Raw genomic sequence first — 16,317 nt, 5'->3', positions numbered from 1 at the left:
AATAATATATTACACTGACAAACAATTAGTTAGATATTTACTGAATATCCCTAATGTAGACATTTTTACTTTCCAAAAGAGCCTGTTTTGCGTTGCAATATAGGCACTTTTGCCGTGCAATATAGGCTCTTTTGCGATGCAAAACAAGGGGTATTGCAAAGCGTTGTAAGTCAAATGGTTACGCGATAGTTGCGACTTGAATAAAACTTTACAATATTATAGCACTTTTTTTATGGGCTTGGCGAACTCTTTTAGAGCGTTTAGGATAGAACATTCTTACTAACGATAGCAGGTCTTAATTTGCTTTTGGTGGTGTGGGGTAGTGGCTTTGGATATTTATAGGAACAATAGGTATTCCATGAAATATAGAATACCTAAAGCCCCTAGAATAATTAAAACTTACTTAACCACTACTCTGCGCTCTCTGATAAGTTTGAGTTGGCGCAGCAAATCGTTGTAGTGCAGCAGGTCGATGTCTTTGCTTTGGGCAGCCTGTGCCTTGCAGAAGGCTTCTATTTTGGCAAGATGTTGCTCCATATAGAGCATTGCATCAGAGCTATTAACACGGTCGGCAGGTGTTGGTTTCTCCTTTTTAGTAGGGTTCAGCAAGCTGTCGAGCTGTTCCACATAAGCACGTTCGAGCAGTCGGCGGGTGCGTGCTTTCACATCGTTGAGGCCCGTAAGCGGTTTCCAAACGATGCGGAAAACATCGTTAAGATAGTCGGTAAACTGGTAAGCGCCCTTCGCTTGCTGGTCTTTATATATCTTGTCCAAGAGCGAAGCATTCAGTAACGTTTTCAAAACACGAGTTTGTTGTGCGCTAATCTCGTCTGCAGCGTCCACTCCTGTAACGTCTGTCATCGTAGAAGGGTATAGCCATAGCGGCGCATCGAAAAGCTGTCTGCCGATGTAATCGACTGCATCGCGGCCTTTCTGTGCAGGTGCCACCTCGTAAGGCTTCTGTCCAGGCATGTTGTTAAGGTATCTACCGCCTACGTTTTTCAGTACGTGGTTGGTGTAACGGTTGAACTGTTGGATAACGCTTTGCCACATTTCGATGCGGTCTTTGTACTGGTCGTTCTTCTGACGGGTCCATTCTGGCAATGCCACAACAATGCGTTTTAAGTTCTTTATACCATAGTCGCTGGCCTTAACGTTATCGTCTCCCAAGTCTTCAGTCTGTGCGCGAGGGTCTTCGTTGCGTCCTTCTCCACCGAACCAGAGGCGTGGATTCTTAGCAAGAATGGCTGTTGTTTCGTCCATCAGCTTTTCTTTCTCCTCCATTTCGTCCTTAAACTCAGGACGATATTGGTATCCCCAGCGTATCGCCCACTTATCGTAATCGTTGATTCGTGGGAAGAGTCCACGCTCAGAAATACCATCTTCGGGTTGAGCAACATAGTTGAAGCGAGCATAATCCATGATGCTGGCCGTGTGGCCGTGCTCTTCTACCCACTTCTTATCGCGTAGTTTCTCAACTGGAGTAGCATGGCTTGCTCCCATGTTGTGGCGCAAACCAAGCGTATGACCCACCTCGTGGCTCGACACAAAGCGTATGAGTTCGCCCATAAGACTATCGTCCATCTTCATGGTTTGCGCACGTTTGTCGAGCGGTCCGCACTGAATCAAGTACCACTTTGTGAGCAAGTTCATAACATTATGATACCAACAGATATGACTTTCGATGATTTCTCCACTGCGAGGGTCTACGATACGAGGTCCGTAAGCGTTTTCAATTTCGGCAGGAAGATAGCGAAGTACGCTGAAACGGGCATCGTCTACACTCATCGTAGAGTCGTCTGGGAAGTCCTCTGCCCTTATTGCGTTCTTGAAACCAGCCGCTTCAAACGCCACATTCCAGTCCTCGATACCTTTCTTTAGATAGGGAACCCACTTCTTAGGAGTAGCAGGGTCGATGTAGAAAACGATCGGTTTGATAGGCTCTGTAAGTTGTCCTTTGAGGTATTTGCGTACATCTTTCGGCTCTAAACGGAAGCGAGAGATGAATTGTTGGCGGTCTGTCTTGGTCTGATCGTCGCTAAATATGGTGTATCGGTTGGTGAAATAGCCCACACGATTGTCCCATACACGCTTTCGCATAGGCACCTTTGGTAGCAGAACGATGCTCGTGTTCAGTGCAACCGTCATTGCACCAGTTGCCGAAGCAGGCGAAGACGAAGGCGTACTGGCATAGGTTCGTGTCGTAGCCACCTCGACATTGATGGGGTAAACCTTCATTGTATCAACGAAAGTGCGGTCGGCTTGGAGTGCGCCCAACTTGAGTTCTTTAGCACTATTGGCCGAAATGCTAACCACACCATTATCTTTTGCAAAGAGCGGAGTAACCTCAATCATCTGCGCTTTTGTAGTTTTGTTGCGTCCGATAACTTTGAACGAAGCGATGATAGGGTCTACTGTCGATGCCTTTAGCGTCTTCGATATGCGGCTGTCGGGGTCGGCTTCTTGCGAAAGAACATAAGCACGCAACACCAAATTCTTTGCGTCGCGTTGCTCGAAGTAGATAGTTTGCTGATTAACAGCCTCTCCAGAGAACTTTCCGAAGTTCTGTGGCACACCCGTAAAGCGTGTTACCGCCAGCAGATAACGGCCGATAATAGAGTCTGGAATCTCGAAATACCACTTATCTTCGATATGTCTTACCGTGAAAATACCCTCGCGAACGCTACCCGGTTTTTTGATAAGCTGGTCGTAAGGCAACTCTTTTTCCACGCCTTTACCAAGCTTATCGTCGGGCTTAGCCTTGCCGTCTTTGAGTCGTTCGGCAGCTGTTTTCTCGTCAGTCGAGTCTTTTACGGTTATAGAACAGTACCTATTGTTATAGGCAAAATTACACTTGCTGGCTGCCGTTGCCACGCCCGTAGCAAGCCAAAGCGCCAGCAAACAAGTAGAAAGCTGTTTGTTAATCGTCATTGTTTGTGCTGTTTATTAAGGTTCGCAAAGATATAAAAAAAAGCGGATATAGCAAAATTATTGTATTTTTTACACCTGTTTACAATGTTGAACAAATGCTTACAACGTGTTATAGATATAAAAAATTAAGAGTATAAGATATGTTCAGTTTTGTAAAGAAAATTTTATTAACTGACAAGAATGATATTTCCACTTTGCAAAAGAGCCTATATTGCATCGCAAAACAGGCGCTTTTGCCGTGCAAAACAGGCTCTTTTGCATTGCAAAACAATGGGTATTGCAACGCTTTGATTATTAGTTCGTTAGGCGAAGTGCCTCTTTTGAAAAATACTTTACATTGTTTTGCAAATCCATAGTGTTTATAGGGCTTTGCAGCGGGGTTTCTAAGAGTAAGGAATAACGCCAAAAAAGTAAAATTATGCAACTATTTTACCATTCTAACGGGTTAAATATTTATAAGAATGTACACTATTCAGTTAATTTGTTTGCGTGATTTAAGAATATCGTATAACTTTGCACATCGATTTTTATAGGCTATATTTAACTTTAGTTTCTAACTTAGTTGAATTTAGGAGTGCCACTATAATAATGTCATATTAGTAAAACAGTTATGTTATACCTATTATGTCCACTTCCAATGCCGACTCATACAGAAGACAATTAAAATCATAAACTATAATCGAAAAATAAAATTAGAGATGAAAAAGTATGCAAAACCAGATGTTAATGTATTAACAACAGTTTTCGAAGGCTACCTATTGGCAGGTACAGGTGAAGGTGGTAATGGTGGTGTTCAACCTAAACCACGACCAGGTGGTAATGCTAAGGAGCAGCTATTGTTTGAATATGACACTGAATCAGAAGATGAAGAATCTGAAGATTTGAATTAAATAACAACAAAGAAAGTATTAACTAATTCTTAAAATTATGAATTTTAAAAACGTTTACGCCACATTATTGTGTGTTGTAGCAATTGGTTTGACATCTTGTTCAAGCGAATTAAACAACGACGAAACAAACGCTTTAAATCCAAATGAAAATGCTGAACGTGAAGTAAGTATAACTGCATCTAAAGGTGTAGCAACTCGTTCTATCATCAATTTAAATGGTAAAGCGCAATGGGAAGTAGGAGATAAGATTCTCGCTTACAACCTTACTAACCCTCAAGGTTTTGATCAACTCTATACAAAATCTGCAGGAGTGTCTTCTAAATTTGATGGCAGATTGAATTGTAAGATTGGCGATGACTTGGCATTCTTCTTCCCTTATCAAGATGGAAGCAAAAGTCTTACACCAGGAACATTGCAATTGAGCATGCAAGAAAGCACTATACAGAAAGATGGTGCTGAAGTTACAAAGGTACAAAATGGTTTGTTAGAAAACCTCAACCACTTTGATTACACTTGGACTACTCTTTCAAATATCAATTTCAACGGTCCAATTTTGGAAGAAGATATACAATTTACAAAGAAGTATTCAGTTATTAAAGTAGACTTCAAGTACGAAGGTGTTGTGATAAAGAATATCAAAAAGCTTACCATTAAGGGCATTACAACAAAGGCAACATTTGACTTAAAGACAGGAGAATTAACTAATCGTGTAAATGATGGTCTTACTATTGTTCCTCCAACTCCTGTTAATGAAGTATATGTAGCAGTATTCCCAGACGATAATTTCGAAGCTACCTATATTATAGAGACTGCAGATAACAAGACTTATACAATTCATGACTCTGGCTTTAAGCTTGATATAGCATCATATTATGCTTATACTGTAGAGAAGCTTATCGACCCATGGATAGACATTGATGGCGTTAAGTGGGGTAAATACAACTTGCAGTACGAACCAGGAACTAAGGCTGATGGCTGGCGTGATGCCTATCACCTTGCAAAGAACCCATGGGATTTCTTCTATACAGAAAGCTATCCATTGTACACAATGGGTCAAGTGTTGCCACGTAACTTCGGTAACGACAAGTTCGATCACTTCCGTTGGGGCGACATTGCAAAGGCTCCTCACTATGGACACAGCAACTATCTCCACTATTGGACATCAACTCAAGACATTCAAAAGCAGGCTTCTACACGTGATGAGTTCGGCGATCTCGCTTACTCCGCATCTAACAAAACATGGAGAATGCCTTCTAAGCACGACTTCGAGCACTTGATGTGCAGCACAGTAGGATATCTTGGCTACTACATTGATGGCGGAAAACCAGTTGTCGGTGTACTCTATGTTCCAACAAACGATCGTTGTTTGAAGGGTACTACAAGATGGATTGGTGGCTCAAGACGTTCAAACATCAACTACACAGTTAATGTTGGTGTTTATGGAACAAACTGCTGCAGATTGTATAACTTCACAAAAGTGCAACTCGAAAAGGGTGTATTCCTCCCATTCGCAGGCTCTTACCAGACCTATAATGATGGTAACCCACGCTTAGACAAGCCAGGAAGCCAAGCTCTTTATTGGACTTCTACAGGTTCAAACTGGAAGCAAGCTACAGCATTTACCTCATATTATCACAACAATGGTTGCCTTTCTTTGCCAGTAGTTAGCACACATATTAACGCAACAACCCCAAAGAGCAACATGTATAGCATTCGTCCAATCTACATTGGCAAGTAATACAATAAACTTATAACGGCTCTGCCGTTCTATAAATCCCTGCGGGGGAAGAGTAGGCAACATATATATGCCAACTCTTCCCTCGCTTTTTATAAAAGAAAAAGTTCTGCAAAATATTTATTGCAGAACCTCTTTATTTATATATTTACCAGAGTGTGGAAAATTAAAAGTAAACCCTATGTATGGGTTTAAATATTTTCTTTACTTGTTTTTAGCAAGTTCTTGTGCAGAAATAGTTGTAATCTGACCATCTGCATCGGCTACAACGATGCTTTCTCCCTTCATGATTTTCTCTCTTATCATCTTTGCTTGTGCCTTTTTTACACCCAGCATTACCTTGCGAGTAAACTCTCCGTACTGTTCTTTATTTTCCATATTGTTTTATTTTTGAGAATAAAGTTTCATCATAAATAATCGCTTTACCGTTTTTATTTTGTTCTGCTATCACCACTTGCTGCATATTACTGTTATCTACAATCGTCCATTCATCTACGATAGGGAGGAAGATTTCGAGCAGATTTAGAATGCCTAAGCAATATCTACGTTCGATAACGGCAGCTGGAATGTTATGTCCACCATTCCTAACACGGCTTGCTACCCTCTCCTTTGCAAGTTGTGGACTATTCAGCCAGAAGTACACTAGATTAACGATTTAGTTTAAATTGTGTGCTCGTTCCACTAATTTTGCATACGAACGAGTTGCTAAAGTAGTTTCGATGGCAAAACTTTTGCCTTTAAGTATAAGTTCATCAATGCGCTTTAACATTAGGCGTCCAGCTTCAATAGCCATACTATCAGGGTTGAAAGGAGATAAGCCGCGAGCTATTTCATCTGCATTTACAAACTCTTCTACCTTGAGAATCTCTGGTAAAATAGTATATGAAGCTGTTGTTTTTCCTGCTCCATTGCATCCACTGATAATGTATAAATGCCTATCCATGCTGACAAAGATACGAATTCTTTCTAAGATAACCACATATTATTCATATTTTCATATTTTTATTCAAAGAAAGTTATGTGGTTTGTTTGCTTACAAAGTAAGATGATTAGTAAGGTTTTTGGGTCGTAAACCACCCTCCTTATTATATATAAGGTGTAGCGACGCACAATGTTGTTCTTTCTTTTGCTCACAGCTTGTAATTATTTTGAATTTTTAGCGAATTTGTTTGTATATGTTAAAATAATGCAATATCTTTGCAATCGCAACACACTTAACGACTATACTTGACTGTGAATTCTTGTTGGATAAGAAGAAAGAAGAACTAAAAAGGTAATCTACACGTCATTATACATTCCTCTTTTTATAGCTTTTCAAGTTGAAAGGATTCAAAAAAGTTTTAGAATTGACTATCGAAGGTATAATATTAATAACAAAGAAATTACACACTGAACATGAAAAAGTATTTAAAACCAGATGTAGTATCTACACCTGTTCTTACAGAAACTTATCTGCTGGCAGCCTCTCCAGGTGCTGGTAATGATGGATTTACTGATGGAGGAAGTAGCAGTGGCACTGGAACTTCCGAGTCATCTAATCATGTACATGCTAAAACAACACCGGTTGCAGAGTCTTACGGTATGGACAAAGTCGGCTGGTAATCTTATTTATCGGTTGCAAAAGCGCCTGTTTTGTGTGGTAACCCCCTTGTGGCTGCCGTGCGAGACAGGCGCTTTTGTTTTCTGGAATATGGTAATTTACATTTTAATCAGAACGATTTGTTTCTACTATAACTTTGAAACAGAATAAACAAAAAGTTTGCAAAACAAAATAAAAATACTATATTTGCAAACATAAAAAGCATATAACGTTAAAATCTAATAGTTACATCAAACGCCCATACCTCCGTAACGGTGTTGCTCTGAATGAGTTTTAACAGGGAGGTTCTAATTACAATGAAAATCAATTTACTCAAAAATGCAAGTACAGCTACGTTTATTATGTTCGCAACCATGTTTTTTATGCCTGCCAAGACAATTGCGCAATCAGACGGCGACCTTTCGATTGGTGGCGAAAAAGTTACTGCACTGAATGCTAACGACCTCTCTGCGGTAGCACCAGGCGTAAGCGGAACGATAAAGTATGAGGCTAAAACAAAGACACTTACGCTGCAAAATGCAACAATTGACACAAAAGATAAGAACCCCATTGAGTCGCATATAGACGGGCTTATCATTAAAGTTGTTGGAACAAATACCGTTAAATCGAGTGGATTTCCTGCTCTCTTACTTCATAAACCTGCTACAATAATGGGCGAGGGTACGCTGAATTTAGGAGAAGATGGGTGGGTTGGCATCTTCCTACTCAGCACATCGCTCACCATCGAAGATTGTACTGTACATACAAAAGGTACTAAATACGGCATCAACGGGTTGGGCGGACAGAACGATAAGGTAGTTATCAAGAACGCCACAGTTACTGCCGATGGTAAAGGCAATGGCTCTATCCGCGATATATCAGGACTTACGCTCATCGGTTGTAGCATTGTTCAGCCCACAGGAGCAGAGTTCGACCCAATGTTATGTGCTGTAATTCTGGACGATAAGGTGGTGAAGGATAAGGTGGTAATATCAAACGACCCAACCGCAATTGCCATTCCAACTGCAGAAACCATAGCAGCGCAAGGAATATATGCGCTTAATGGACAGCGCATATCAGCAGATTTGAAAGATTTACCAAAGGGTGTTTACATCGTAAACGGACAAAAAGTAGTGAAGAAATAGGCGCATCAAACATCGATATGTTATGCTTTCGCATACTTGCATATATTTTCAAATATACGTATAATTATATAAATGTTTTGCGAAAGAAATAATATCGTGTAAGTATCTCGTTATCAACGTGTTGTAATAGTACTTGTTTTGCATTGTAAAAGTGCCTGTTTTGCGTTGCAATATAGGCTCTTTTGCCGTGCAATATAGGCTCTTTTGAAAAGCCATAGCGTAGGTATGGTTTTCTAAGGGTATCAAAGTTGGCGAATAAAGTAAGTTTATACAGAAAATGATGGTGTATGAATTGAAATGCCATTCCTTGTTTTTTCATATTCTATTATGTCCTCTTCATGGCTGTAGCCGAACTTTTTACGTTCTTTGCCACATACTATTTTTCAACGTGATAGGCATCTGTAGACTTTAAGAAACAAGTTGGAAGGTGCCCGCAACAAGGCAGTTCCACAAAAGAAAAGAGGCTGTATCAAAATGTTTGCCATTCTGATACAGCCTCTAATTATATCAATCCAAATAGATTATCTTGTTTGTACTGGGCGTACACTAAGTCCGTATTGGTACGAAGAATAGGAATCACTTTCCTTTTGAGGTCTATTGATAGAACCTGACTGCACCTTGAAACATTGACCATATCCCAGCTGACCACCTTGTACGCTGGTTCCAGAAGTCCAATAAAAACCTCTAATTCCATGGGCTACTAAGGCACCACTATTGCTATCAAGGGCACCACCTGCAGGGAAGAATAAGTTCTGACCAGCACTATTGGTAAAGGTATAACCCTTATTCCAAGTAAGACCAGTGCTTTCAAAGTCTGTAAATGCATGTGGATCTGGCATCTGATAGCCTACTGGAGATGGGTCGTAGATACTCTTTACAACATCGCGTGTTGCTGGTTGCAGGTTATTTTCGTTTGCAGACCATAGGTTGATGAACTGCTGATACTGCCAGCTCAACTTACCGCCTCCCACAGTAGGAAGCAAGTATTCAGGGTGTTGGATAGCATGACCAATAGTTCGTGACTCCATTTTTTGCTTTTGAGCAGGAGTTAATGGCACGTTATCTGGAAGTCTTGTATATGAATTCTCAAAAGAGTAAGAGCCCTCTGCAACTGTGGCTACACCAGGTAATGCGTCCTTACGACCCCACTGGAATAGTGCTGCATTACCCTCTTGGTCTTTAACAGAAGCTTTTTGCTGGATAGTGAAATTAGCTATTTTCTTTGTGCCAGCAGGCGATAGTTGTTGAACATAAACCGTAACCTTGCGAGGTTCGTTAGAGCCAGTCCATTTTGTATATCGCCATCCAAGAGGCTCATTTGCAAATCCGTAAACTCTATTAGAGTTGGTAAATTCGATAGGTTTGAGTGCCGATTTAGGCGCAAACCACAAGTGCCATGACCACATAGTTACACCATCTTTATCTTTAACAGCTACTACAGCATTACCATTTGCCATGTTTTCTTTCTTAACAGTGAACTCGAGGTAGTCGTCGGAACCAGTATTTCTAACTACTTTCTCGTTAGATACAATGCCAGATACATCAGACCAAACAAGTTTTGCCTTTGTAGCAGGATTTGTATTATTCTGTATGTTGATGTAAGGAGAGTTAATTGGTTTGTCCAAATGGTCTACAAACCTGTGCAACAAGAGGTCCTCCGGATAATCAGCTTTCAGTTTTATAGTTGGATTAGAGTTGATATAAGCCGAAGTATTGGCTGCTTGGTTCTTAATAGCGTTACCATATACCAATGGAATACGATAGGTTCCAGGCGCAGAAATAACGTAGCAGTTGGCTGTATTTTCTATAGTTGCAGCACCAGTTGAGTTAGAAAGGTTGTAGTCAGAAACAGCCTTTGCTTCCTGCAAACTCTTGTTACGTTCAGCTAAGAGGTTCTTATCGTTTGAAGTAATAGTAGCATTTCCAGTTTCGCCAGATGTGCTACCATCGCCAGAAGTTCTACTAAGGTTTGTTAACCAAGTTGGTTGCTCATCCATACCATGGATACCATCGCCGTTAATATCGTATCCAATGACTTTCCATTTAACAGGTTTTTGAACGCCATTTTCAACCATGTAAGACTGGATAGTGTAGTCATCAGTTGATGTTTCATTACTTTCTGCAGCAGCTGGAGAGGCAGCTGTAATCACATACTCAAGACTTGTAGCACTCTGAGAGATTGCATAAGTCTTTATTGTACCTGCTTTCCATTTGCCTTGAGGCTTTGCTGAAATAGCAGGAGTAGTATTATGATCAAAGTAGATATTGATTCTTACACCATCTAAAGATTGAGGAATCATGTAGAAGGTGTAGTTATCGTTGTTCTTTCCAGTGATAAGTGTATTTATATTTCCCTTTGTGCTTGCTGCGATACCATCGAGTGTGAATGTTTGTGTACCGCTTAAATCACTCCAAGAATTGTTTAAATCGTTTCCATTTGTAGGAAGAACCTCTGATGGAAGCGTAAATTTACCTTTGTTCTTAGCACCGATAATCTCTATCTTAGTAATTTCATGATCTTCTGAAAGGTTATTTCCTACTTTGAAACGAACAGCAGTCATAGCGTGTTGGAATCTCAAATGTACAGTAGGAGCTGTGCCTTGTATAGTATATTGAATAGGCGTTACACCACCTGCACAAGCAGTAAGCAAGTCCTTCTGATTGGTAACAGTAGGCTCTACTTCAATGTTTACGTAAGGTGAAGCCTCGCTTTGAGGTGACAAAGTAAGCTTATTGTAAGATGACTTAACCTGTGGGTAGATACCATAGAACTTTGCAAACGGTTCAGCCATAGCCCAATACTGAGTTGTTTGTAGTGTTCCGTCAGCATTAACTTCTGCATTATAGAACCAAGGAGAGGTACTAATGCTTGTTGCTGTGGCTCCACGATAACCTATAACAGAGAACTTTTGACTTATTGTTTCTGTTATATTAGCACGTGTAACTTGGTCTTCTGACTCGAAAACATCGTTGTCGCCATTTGCAACAGTAGTTTCGATAAGGCAATAGTCGCTGTTTCCTGGTATCTCAATCTTTCTTGTAACCAAGTCTTCTGGGGTAAGACCCTGTAAACTGAGTTGTTCTGCAAAGCCTGCGCGTGTTGCTGCATATGCAGGATTAGCCTTAGCAGCTGCCTGTGCATCTTTATCAGCCATTGATACTGTGAAGTTTACAGCAGTACCATTCTCGTTGTTACCTGTCAAATCGAGGTCGTTGTCAGAGCATGCTGTCAATCCACCAAGGCATGCGAACATGAATGCTGTAGCAGTTGTTTTGCTATAACAGCGCTTTTTGAATTTATTCATTTTCATAAAATGTGTATTGTGGTTGTTATTCTAAATATTAAAAGTGCGTATGCTATTTACTTTTATTCTCCAACTAAATCTTCTGTCTCTTCGTCTGGCTCTACTATCTCTGGTTGTGTACTAACATTTGGGCTAGCTCCCAATAATAGACTTTCACCATAAAGTGCATACACTAAGGTTTGTGGCTCTGCATAAGCCTTCTTCATTTCATTACTTTTCATACGTGTTTGTTATGTTTAATTTTTGTTATATCTCTATTTCAGCTAAGTATTTTCATTGAAAGGTGTTGGTTTTATTTATTCTTTACCCTTGTAATCGATACAAGAGGAAATCCTTAGTACAATCACTTCTTTCTACAAAATAGTCTTTAGTTGCCCAAAAACCTGTTGATCTATACCTAGAAAACAAATCTTTTTAATTTTATTTTGCAAAGGTAAATAAATTAGAATGAACTCCAAAGGTTTTTGCAAAAAATCTTTCTAATATGCTCATTTCTTGTTCTTAATCTGTTATTTATGGTAGGAAAATTAGTCATTTTCTCTTATTTCTATAATAAATACAGTTATGTTTATGATGCAAAAATTTTGGTTTGTTTTTTCGATTATAGTGTTTTAATTTTCTCTTTTCGGCGTATTGATTGCACATTAAAATGCCTCTGATATTGTAAAGAAAACACATGTAAAATACGAAAGAATTTGTTTTGTGTTTCAAAAGTGCCTGTTTTGCGATGCAATATAGGCACTTTTACCGTGCAATATAGGCGCTTTTGCAATGCAAAACAAGGGGTATTGCAAAACGTTGCTGGTCAGATGGTTACACGAATGTCGTGCTTTTGCAAAATATTTACATTTTTGTGAGGTGGAGATTTTGTTGTGTTGAGTGTCTGCAGTGGTGCTTTATGGTGGTTTTTATAGATTATCTATAAATGCTATGCTACCTAAAATATCTATGAATCCTAAAAATGTTGCTACACAATTACATGGTTTTGGCACCTACCATTCTATAATATCGTTGCTGTTTGGGAGTACAGGTTGAGCGTTATCCGTATTGATAAGCAGTAACTTATAAATGTAGTTATAGAACCGGACATCGTATTGCAGGGAGAATTGGGCAGTGCCTCCGTTTACAGAAAAGGTTGTAACGAAAGGGTCGGAAGCCAGTTGCTGTTGCGCTTCGTTGGGTAAAAGGTGTGTGTCGTAATAGTTTTCGAAGATGGGAGTGCCGTAACGGGAGCGATAAATATTGGTGAGTATTTGGTAACTTCGCAACGGATTATTTACGTTTAGGAAGTAAACGTGTACCGTATCTACCTTTTCAGTTGGGTTTTGTCCTACCTCTACGATGCATGGAATGTTTTCGAAGCGTCCACGAAAGGTAGTGTTGGCTTTGCTGATGGGCAGAAGGAGTGGGGCATTCTCGGGGGTAAAACCTTTCGCAACCAGCGCATCAGTAAAGTCTGCAACGGTGTTATTGAGAGAGATACCGCTGAAGTTAAGATGTTGGTTATGTGTAGTTGCCGACTCTTGTGCCTCTATGTGGGCGCAAAACAGTAGGAATACAAAGAGTAGAAGTTGCTTCATATAGAAGATAACGTTGTTTTTTGTGGAATATTATAATAGAAAGCGATTGGTGGTTTAGGTTCTTTACCCAAACAATTGATTTAGGATTATGAAGAAATTCTACAACAACAAAATAAAAAAAGCGCCCAAAGGATATCTTCCTTTAGACGCTTTCTTTATATTTTCAAACAATCTTTGTTTGCTTAGATAGCTGCTGCAATCCATTCGTAAACGCAGCTGCATACACCGAAGACAACGATACCAGTTGTGCAAATAGCAAGTGTGAACTTAGTATTGCAGTCGCTCTTGAACTCTGGCATAGGTGAATCGCTGTGGTTAATATACATTGCTTTTACTATCTTCAAGTAGTAGTAAAGCGAAACCACGGTGTTTAAGAGAGCAACGAAGAGTATTCCGTAGATCCATTCACCTTCGGTTGTGGTGATATCTGCACCCTTTACGCCTGACATAAAGACGAAGAACTTAGAGAACATACCCGCAAACGGAGGGATACCACCCAATGAGAACATCGCAATCGTCATGAGGAAACTCAGACGTGGATTGGTTTTGTAGAAACCATTGTAGTCTGAAATGTCAGTCTTGCCACCATTATTCTGTTCAACAACAGAGACGATGGTGAACACAGCCATATTGGCTACCACATAGATAAGTACGTAGTAGCTGAGTCCTGCTACTGATGTTTCCCAGCTATTGCCCAAGGCTGCCAACATGATGTAACCAGCTTGAGAGATAGAACTGAAGGCCATAAAGCGCTTCAATTCGCCTTGGCGGATTGCAAAGAGGTTGGCAATGGTGATAGAAAGTGCAACAACAATCATCATAAGCACCTGCCAGTAAGCAATCATGCTACCGAAAACGTGGAATAAAATGCTTAACAGTGTGAACGCTGCAGCACCTTTTGAGATAACACTGAGGTATCCCGTAACTGTAGTAGGCGCACCTTGATAGGTGTCGGCAGTCCAGAAATGGAATGGAACAAGCGAAATCTTAAAGCCAAGACCACTGAAGAAGAACACCAAACCCATTACAGTGAGAGGTGTTGCTTGCATTTTTGTAGCAATATCGCTAAAGTACATGGTGCCGTAAGCGCCATAAATAAAGCTGATACCATACAACATGACACCGCTTGAGAAGGTGGCTGTGAGTATAAACTTGGCTGCTGCTTCAGCAGAATTGTTACGATAAGCGTCGAAAGCAACCACGCACGCCATAGGAACTGATGCCATTTCCAAGCCAAGGAAGAACATAAGGAAGTTGCCAGAGCTCATCATGACGTTCATACCCAATAGGGTTGAAACGATGAGCATGTAGAATTCGCCTTCCTTTCCGCTCTTGGCAGCCCAAACGCGGCTTTGCAATACCACAATGAAAGTACCGAAAGCGAGGATTGCTTTCATTACATTTACAGAAGCCGAAGTGGTGTACATGCCGCCGAAAGCTTCCTCGGGCTGCAGCTGGAGCATGCAAACAACTGTGTTTGCAAGCAAGAGTACAGAAGCAAGAGGGTTGAACCACTTGCGCTCTTCGGTCTTTGCTGAAATAAAGTCAGCAATGAAAAGGATTATCAGAACGGCAACAAGACTTGCCTCTGGAATCATCTTAAAGAAATCATTATAATTCATTTTTCTGCTACTTTATTAAAGATTACCTAATTGTGGAACGTATGCAATGATGTGGTCGAAGATAGGAGCCACTGCATCAATAATCATATCCTCGAAGAAAAGAGGGAAAAGTCCAAGACCAGCTACACAGAAAATGAGGCCTGCAATAGAGAAACGCTCGTCCCAAGTAGCATCGTGAAGCTCGTAGAACTTCTGGTTTGGAATGGTCTGGAACAATATCTTGCCCACAACACGAAGGATATATACTGCTGTTACAACGATTGATGTACACGCAACGAGTGTACAAATGCGGTGGAAAGTACCTGCGTTCTCGAACGAACCTACGAAGATGGTCATCTCGGCAACGAAGCCTGAGAAGCCTGGTAAACCGAGGTTAGCCAAACCTGCTACTACGTATGAAACAGCAAGGAATGGTATTACCTTCATCAAACCACCAAGATAGCGTACGTCGCGGGTTCCTGCGCGATGGTAAATCATACCAATGCAGGCAAAGAACAATGCTGTCATCAAACCGTGAGAGAGCATTTGGAGGATTGCTCCTGTAATGGCTGTCTGTGTAGTCATTACCAATGCGAAGAGTACCATACCACAGTGAGAAACCGATGAGTAGGCATTGATGTACTTCAAGTCGGTTTGTACACAGGCAGAGAGCGCACCATATACAACAGAAACGGTTGTGAGAATGAGGAAAACAGGTGCCCACATCTCAAGAGCATCAGGCATAATGAACATTGCAATGCGCAAACAGCCGTAGCCTCCCAACTTCATCAATACACCTGCGTGGAGCATTGACACTGCAGTAGGGGCTGAAGCGTGACCATCAGGCGACCATGTGTGGAATGGGAATAACGCTCCGAGAATACCAAAGCCTATGAATACGAATGGGAAGAAGATGTTTTGAACTTCTTTCGACATTGCGTGCATCTTCGCTAACTCGATAACGTCCATCGTAGAACCACCACTGAAGTAGTAAATACCAAGGAAACCGAAGATGAGTAAGCCTGAACCACCCATCAACATAAGGGTTAGTTTCATGGCAGAATACTCCTTTGCACCTGTTCCCCATACACCAATGAGGAGGTACATAGGTATCAACGCCACTTCATAGAACATGAACATGGTGAACATATCGGTTGAAATAAAGAAACCGAATACACCTGATGAAAGTAAAACGAACCAAAGGAAGTATTCCTTTTTCATTGGCTCAAGTTGCCAACTGGCAAATGTTCCAGTGAAAACAATGATTGCCGACAGTAAAATCATAACGACTGATATGCCATCAACACCCACTGCGAAGGCGATGTTCAAGGGTTTAAACCACATTACAGAGTTTGCCAATAACATCGTATCGGTGTTTCCGGCTTCGCGCTGTTGAACAAAATAGACGGTAAGCCATATAGCACCAATGAGCAAAGCAGAGGCTCCTGCTACCATCACACCGCGTACCTGATTGTCGTTCTTAGCGACCCAAAGGCCAAAAAGCATCAGTACGGGGATTATTACGAATATTGTTAAAATCCAACTCATCTC

The 16,317-nt window shown here is 40.8% G+C and carries 11 protein-coding genes and 1 pseudogene; 4 read left to right on the top strand and 8 right to left on the bottom strand.

Annotation, left to right across the window (positions count from 1 at the left end; all coding sequences use genetic code 11):
- Nucleotides 1-399: 399 nt before the first annotated feature.
- On the bottom strand, nt 400-2,931 hold the full coding sequence (locus tag HXN26_RS02220; protein ID WP_273158413.1) for a zinc-dependent metalloprotease: 2,532 nt from the start codon (nt 2,929-2,931) through the stop codon (nt 400-402).
- 698 nt (nt 2,932-3,629) lie between these two features.
- Here HXN26_RS02220 and HXN26_RS02215 point away from each other — a divergent pair.
- Together HXN26_RS02215 and HXN26_RS02210 are read left to right on the top strand one after the other, a co-directional pair.
- Nucleotides 3,630-3,821 carry a hypothetical protein gene (locus HXN26_RS02215; protein ID WP_273158412.1) on the top strand — a complete coding sequence of 64 codons (192 nt, stop codon included), beginning with the start codon at nt 3,630-3,632 and terminating at the stop codon, nt 3,819-3,821.
- 37 nt (nt 3,822-3,858) lie between these two features.
- Entirely contained in the window at nt 3,859-5,559 is a 1,701-nt protein-coding gene (locus tag HXN26_RS02210; RefSeq protein WP_273158411.1) for a fimbrillin family protein, read from the top strand.
- 201 nt (nt 5,560-5,760) lie between these two features.
- On the opposite strand, the gene HXN26_RS02205 is transcribed toward HXN26_RS02210, so the two are convergent.
- Both HXN26_RS02205 and HXN26_RS02200 read right to left on the bottom strand, forming a co-directional pair.
- Nucleotides 5,761-5,934, bottom strand: coding sequence for a histidine kinase (locus HXN26_RS02205; RefSeq protein ID WP_273158410.1), 174 nt, complete (start codon nt 5,932-5,934; stop codon nt 5,761-5,763).
- Nucleotides 5,924-6,499: pseudogene (locus HXN26_RS02200) on the bottom strand (ATPase). The gene HXN26_RS02205 and the pseudogene HXN26_RS02200 overlap by 11 nt, the downstream one beginning before the upstream one ends.
- Nucleotides 6,500-6,951: 452 nt before the next feature.
- On the opposite strand from HXN26_RS02200, the gene HXN26_RS02195 reads away from it, so the two are divergent.
- Nucleotides 6,952-7,158 (top strand): hypothetical protein, encoded by a 207-nt coding sequence (locus HXN26_RS02195; protein WP_273158409.1) that lies wholly within the window; start codon nt 6,952-6,954, stop codon nt 7,156-7,158.
- Nucleotides 7,159-7,452: 294 nt separating this feature from the next.
- A complete protein-coding gene (locus tag HXN26_RS02190; protein ID WP_273158408.1) occupies nt 7,453-8,280 on the top strand; it encodes a peptidase in 828 nt (275 codons plus the stop codon).
- Nucleotides 8,281-8,801: 521 nt separating this feature from the next.
- Here HXN26_RS02190 and HXN26_RS02185 read toward each other — a convergent pair.
- From HXN26_RS02185 to HXN26_RS02165, 5 genes are all read right to left on the bottom strand, one after another.
- Nucleotides 8,802-11,585, bottom strand: a complete 2,784-nt coding sequence (locus tag HXN26_RS02185; RefSeq protein ID WP_273158407.1) for a fimbrillin family protein — start codon at nt 11,583-11,585, stop codon at nt 8,802-8,804.
- A 62-nt stretch (nt 11,586-11,647) separates the two neighbouring features.
- On the bottom strand, nt 11,648-11,806 hold the full coding sequence (locus HXN26_RS02180; protein ID WP_273158406.1) for a hypothetical protein: 159 nt from the start codon (nt 11,804-11,806) through the stop codon (nt 11,648-11,650).
- Nucleotides 11,807-12,577: 771 nt separating this feature from the next.
- A complete protein-coding gene (locus HXN26_RS02175; RefSeq protein ID WP_273158405.1) occupies nt 12,578-13,165 on the bottom strand; it encodes a hypothetical protein in 588 nt (195 codons plus the stop codon).
- Nucleotides 13,166-13,347: 182 nt separating this feature from the next.
- Nucleotides 13,348-14,787 carry an NADH-quinone oxidoreductase subunit N gene (locus HXN26_RS02170; RefSeq protein WP_273158404.1) on the bottom strand — a complete coding sequence of 480 codons (1,440 nt, stop codon included), beginning with the start codon at nt 14,785-14,787 and terminating at the stop codon, nt 13,348-13,350.
- A 15-nt stretch (nt 14,788-14,802) separates the two neighbouring features.
- Nucleotides 14,803-16,314 carry a complex I subunit 4 family protein gene (locus HXN26_RS02165; protein ID WP_273158403.1) on the bottom strand — a complete coding sequence of 504 codons (1,512 nt, stop codon included), beginning with the start codon at nt 16,312-16,314 and terminating at the stop codon, nt 14,803-14,805.
- Nucleotides 16,315-16,317: the final 3 nt, after the last annotated feature.

Origin of the sequence: Prevotella aurantiaca, from assembly GCF_015262605.1 — a bacterium.
GTDB classification, from domain to species: Bacteria; Bacteroidota; Bacteroidia; order Bacteroidales; family Bacteroidaceae; genus Prevotella; species Prevotella aurantiaca.
The sequence above is the reverse complement of the archived record's forward strand: the minus strand, read 5'-3'. Positions and strand labels throughout refer to the sequence as shown.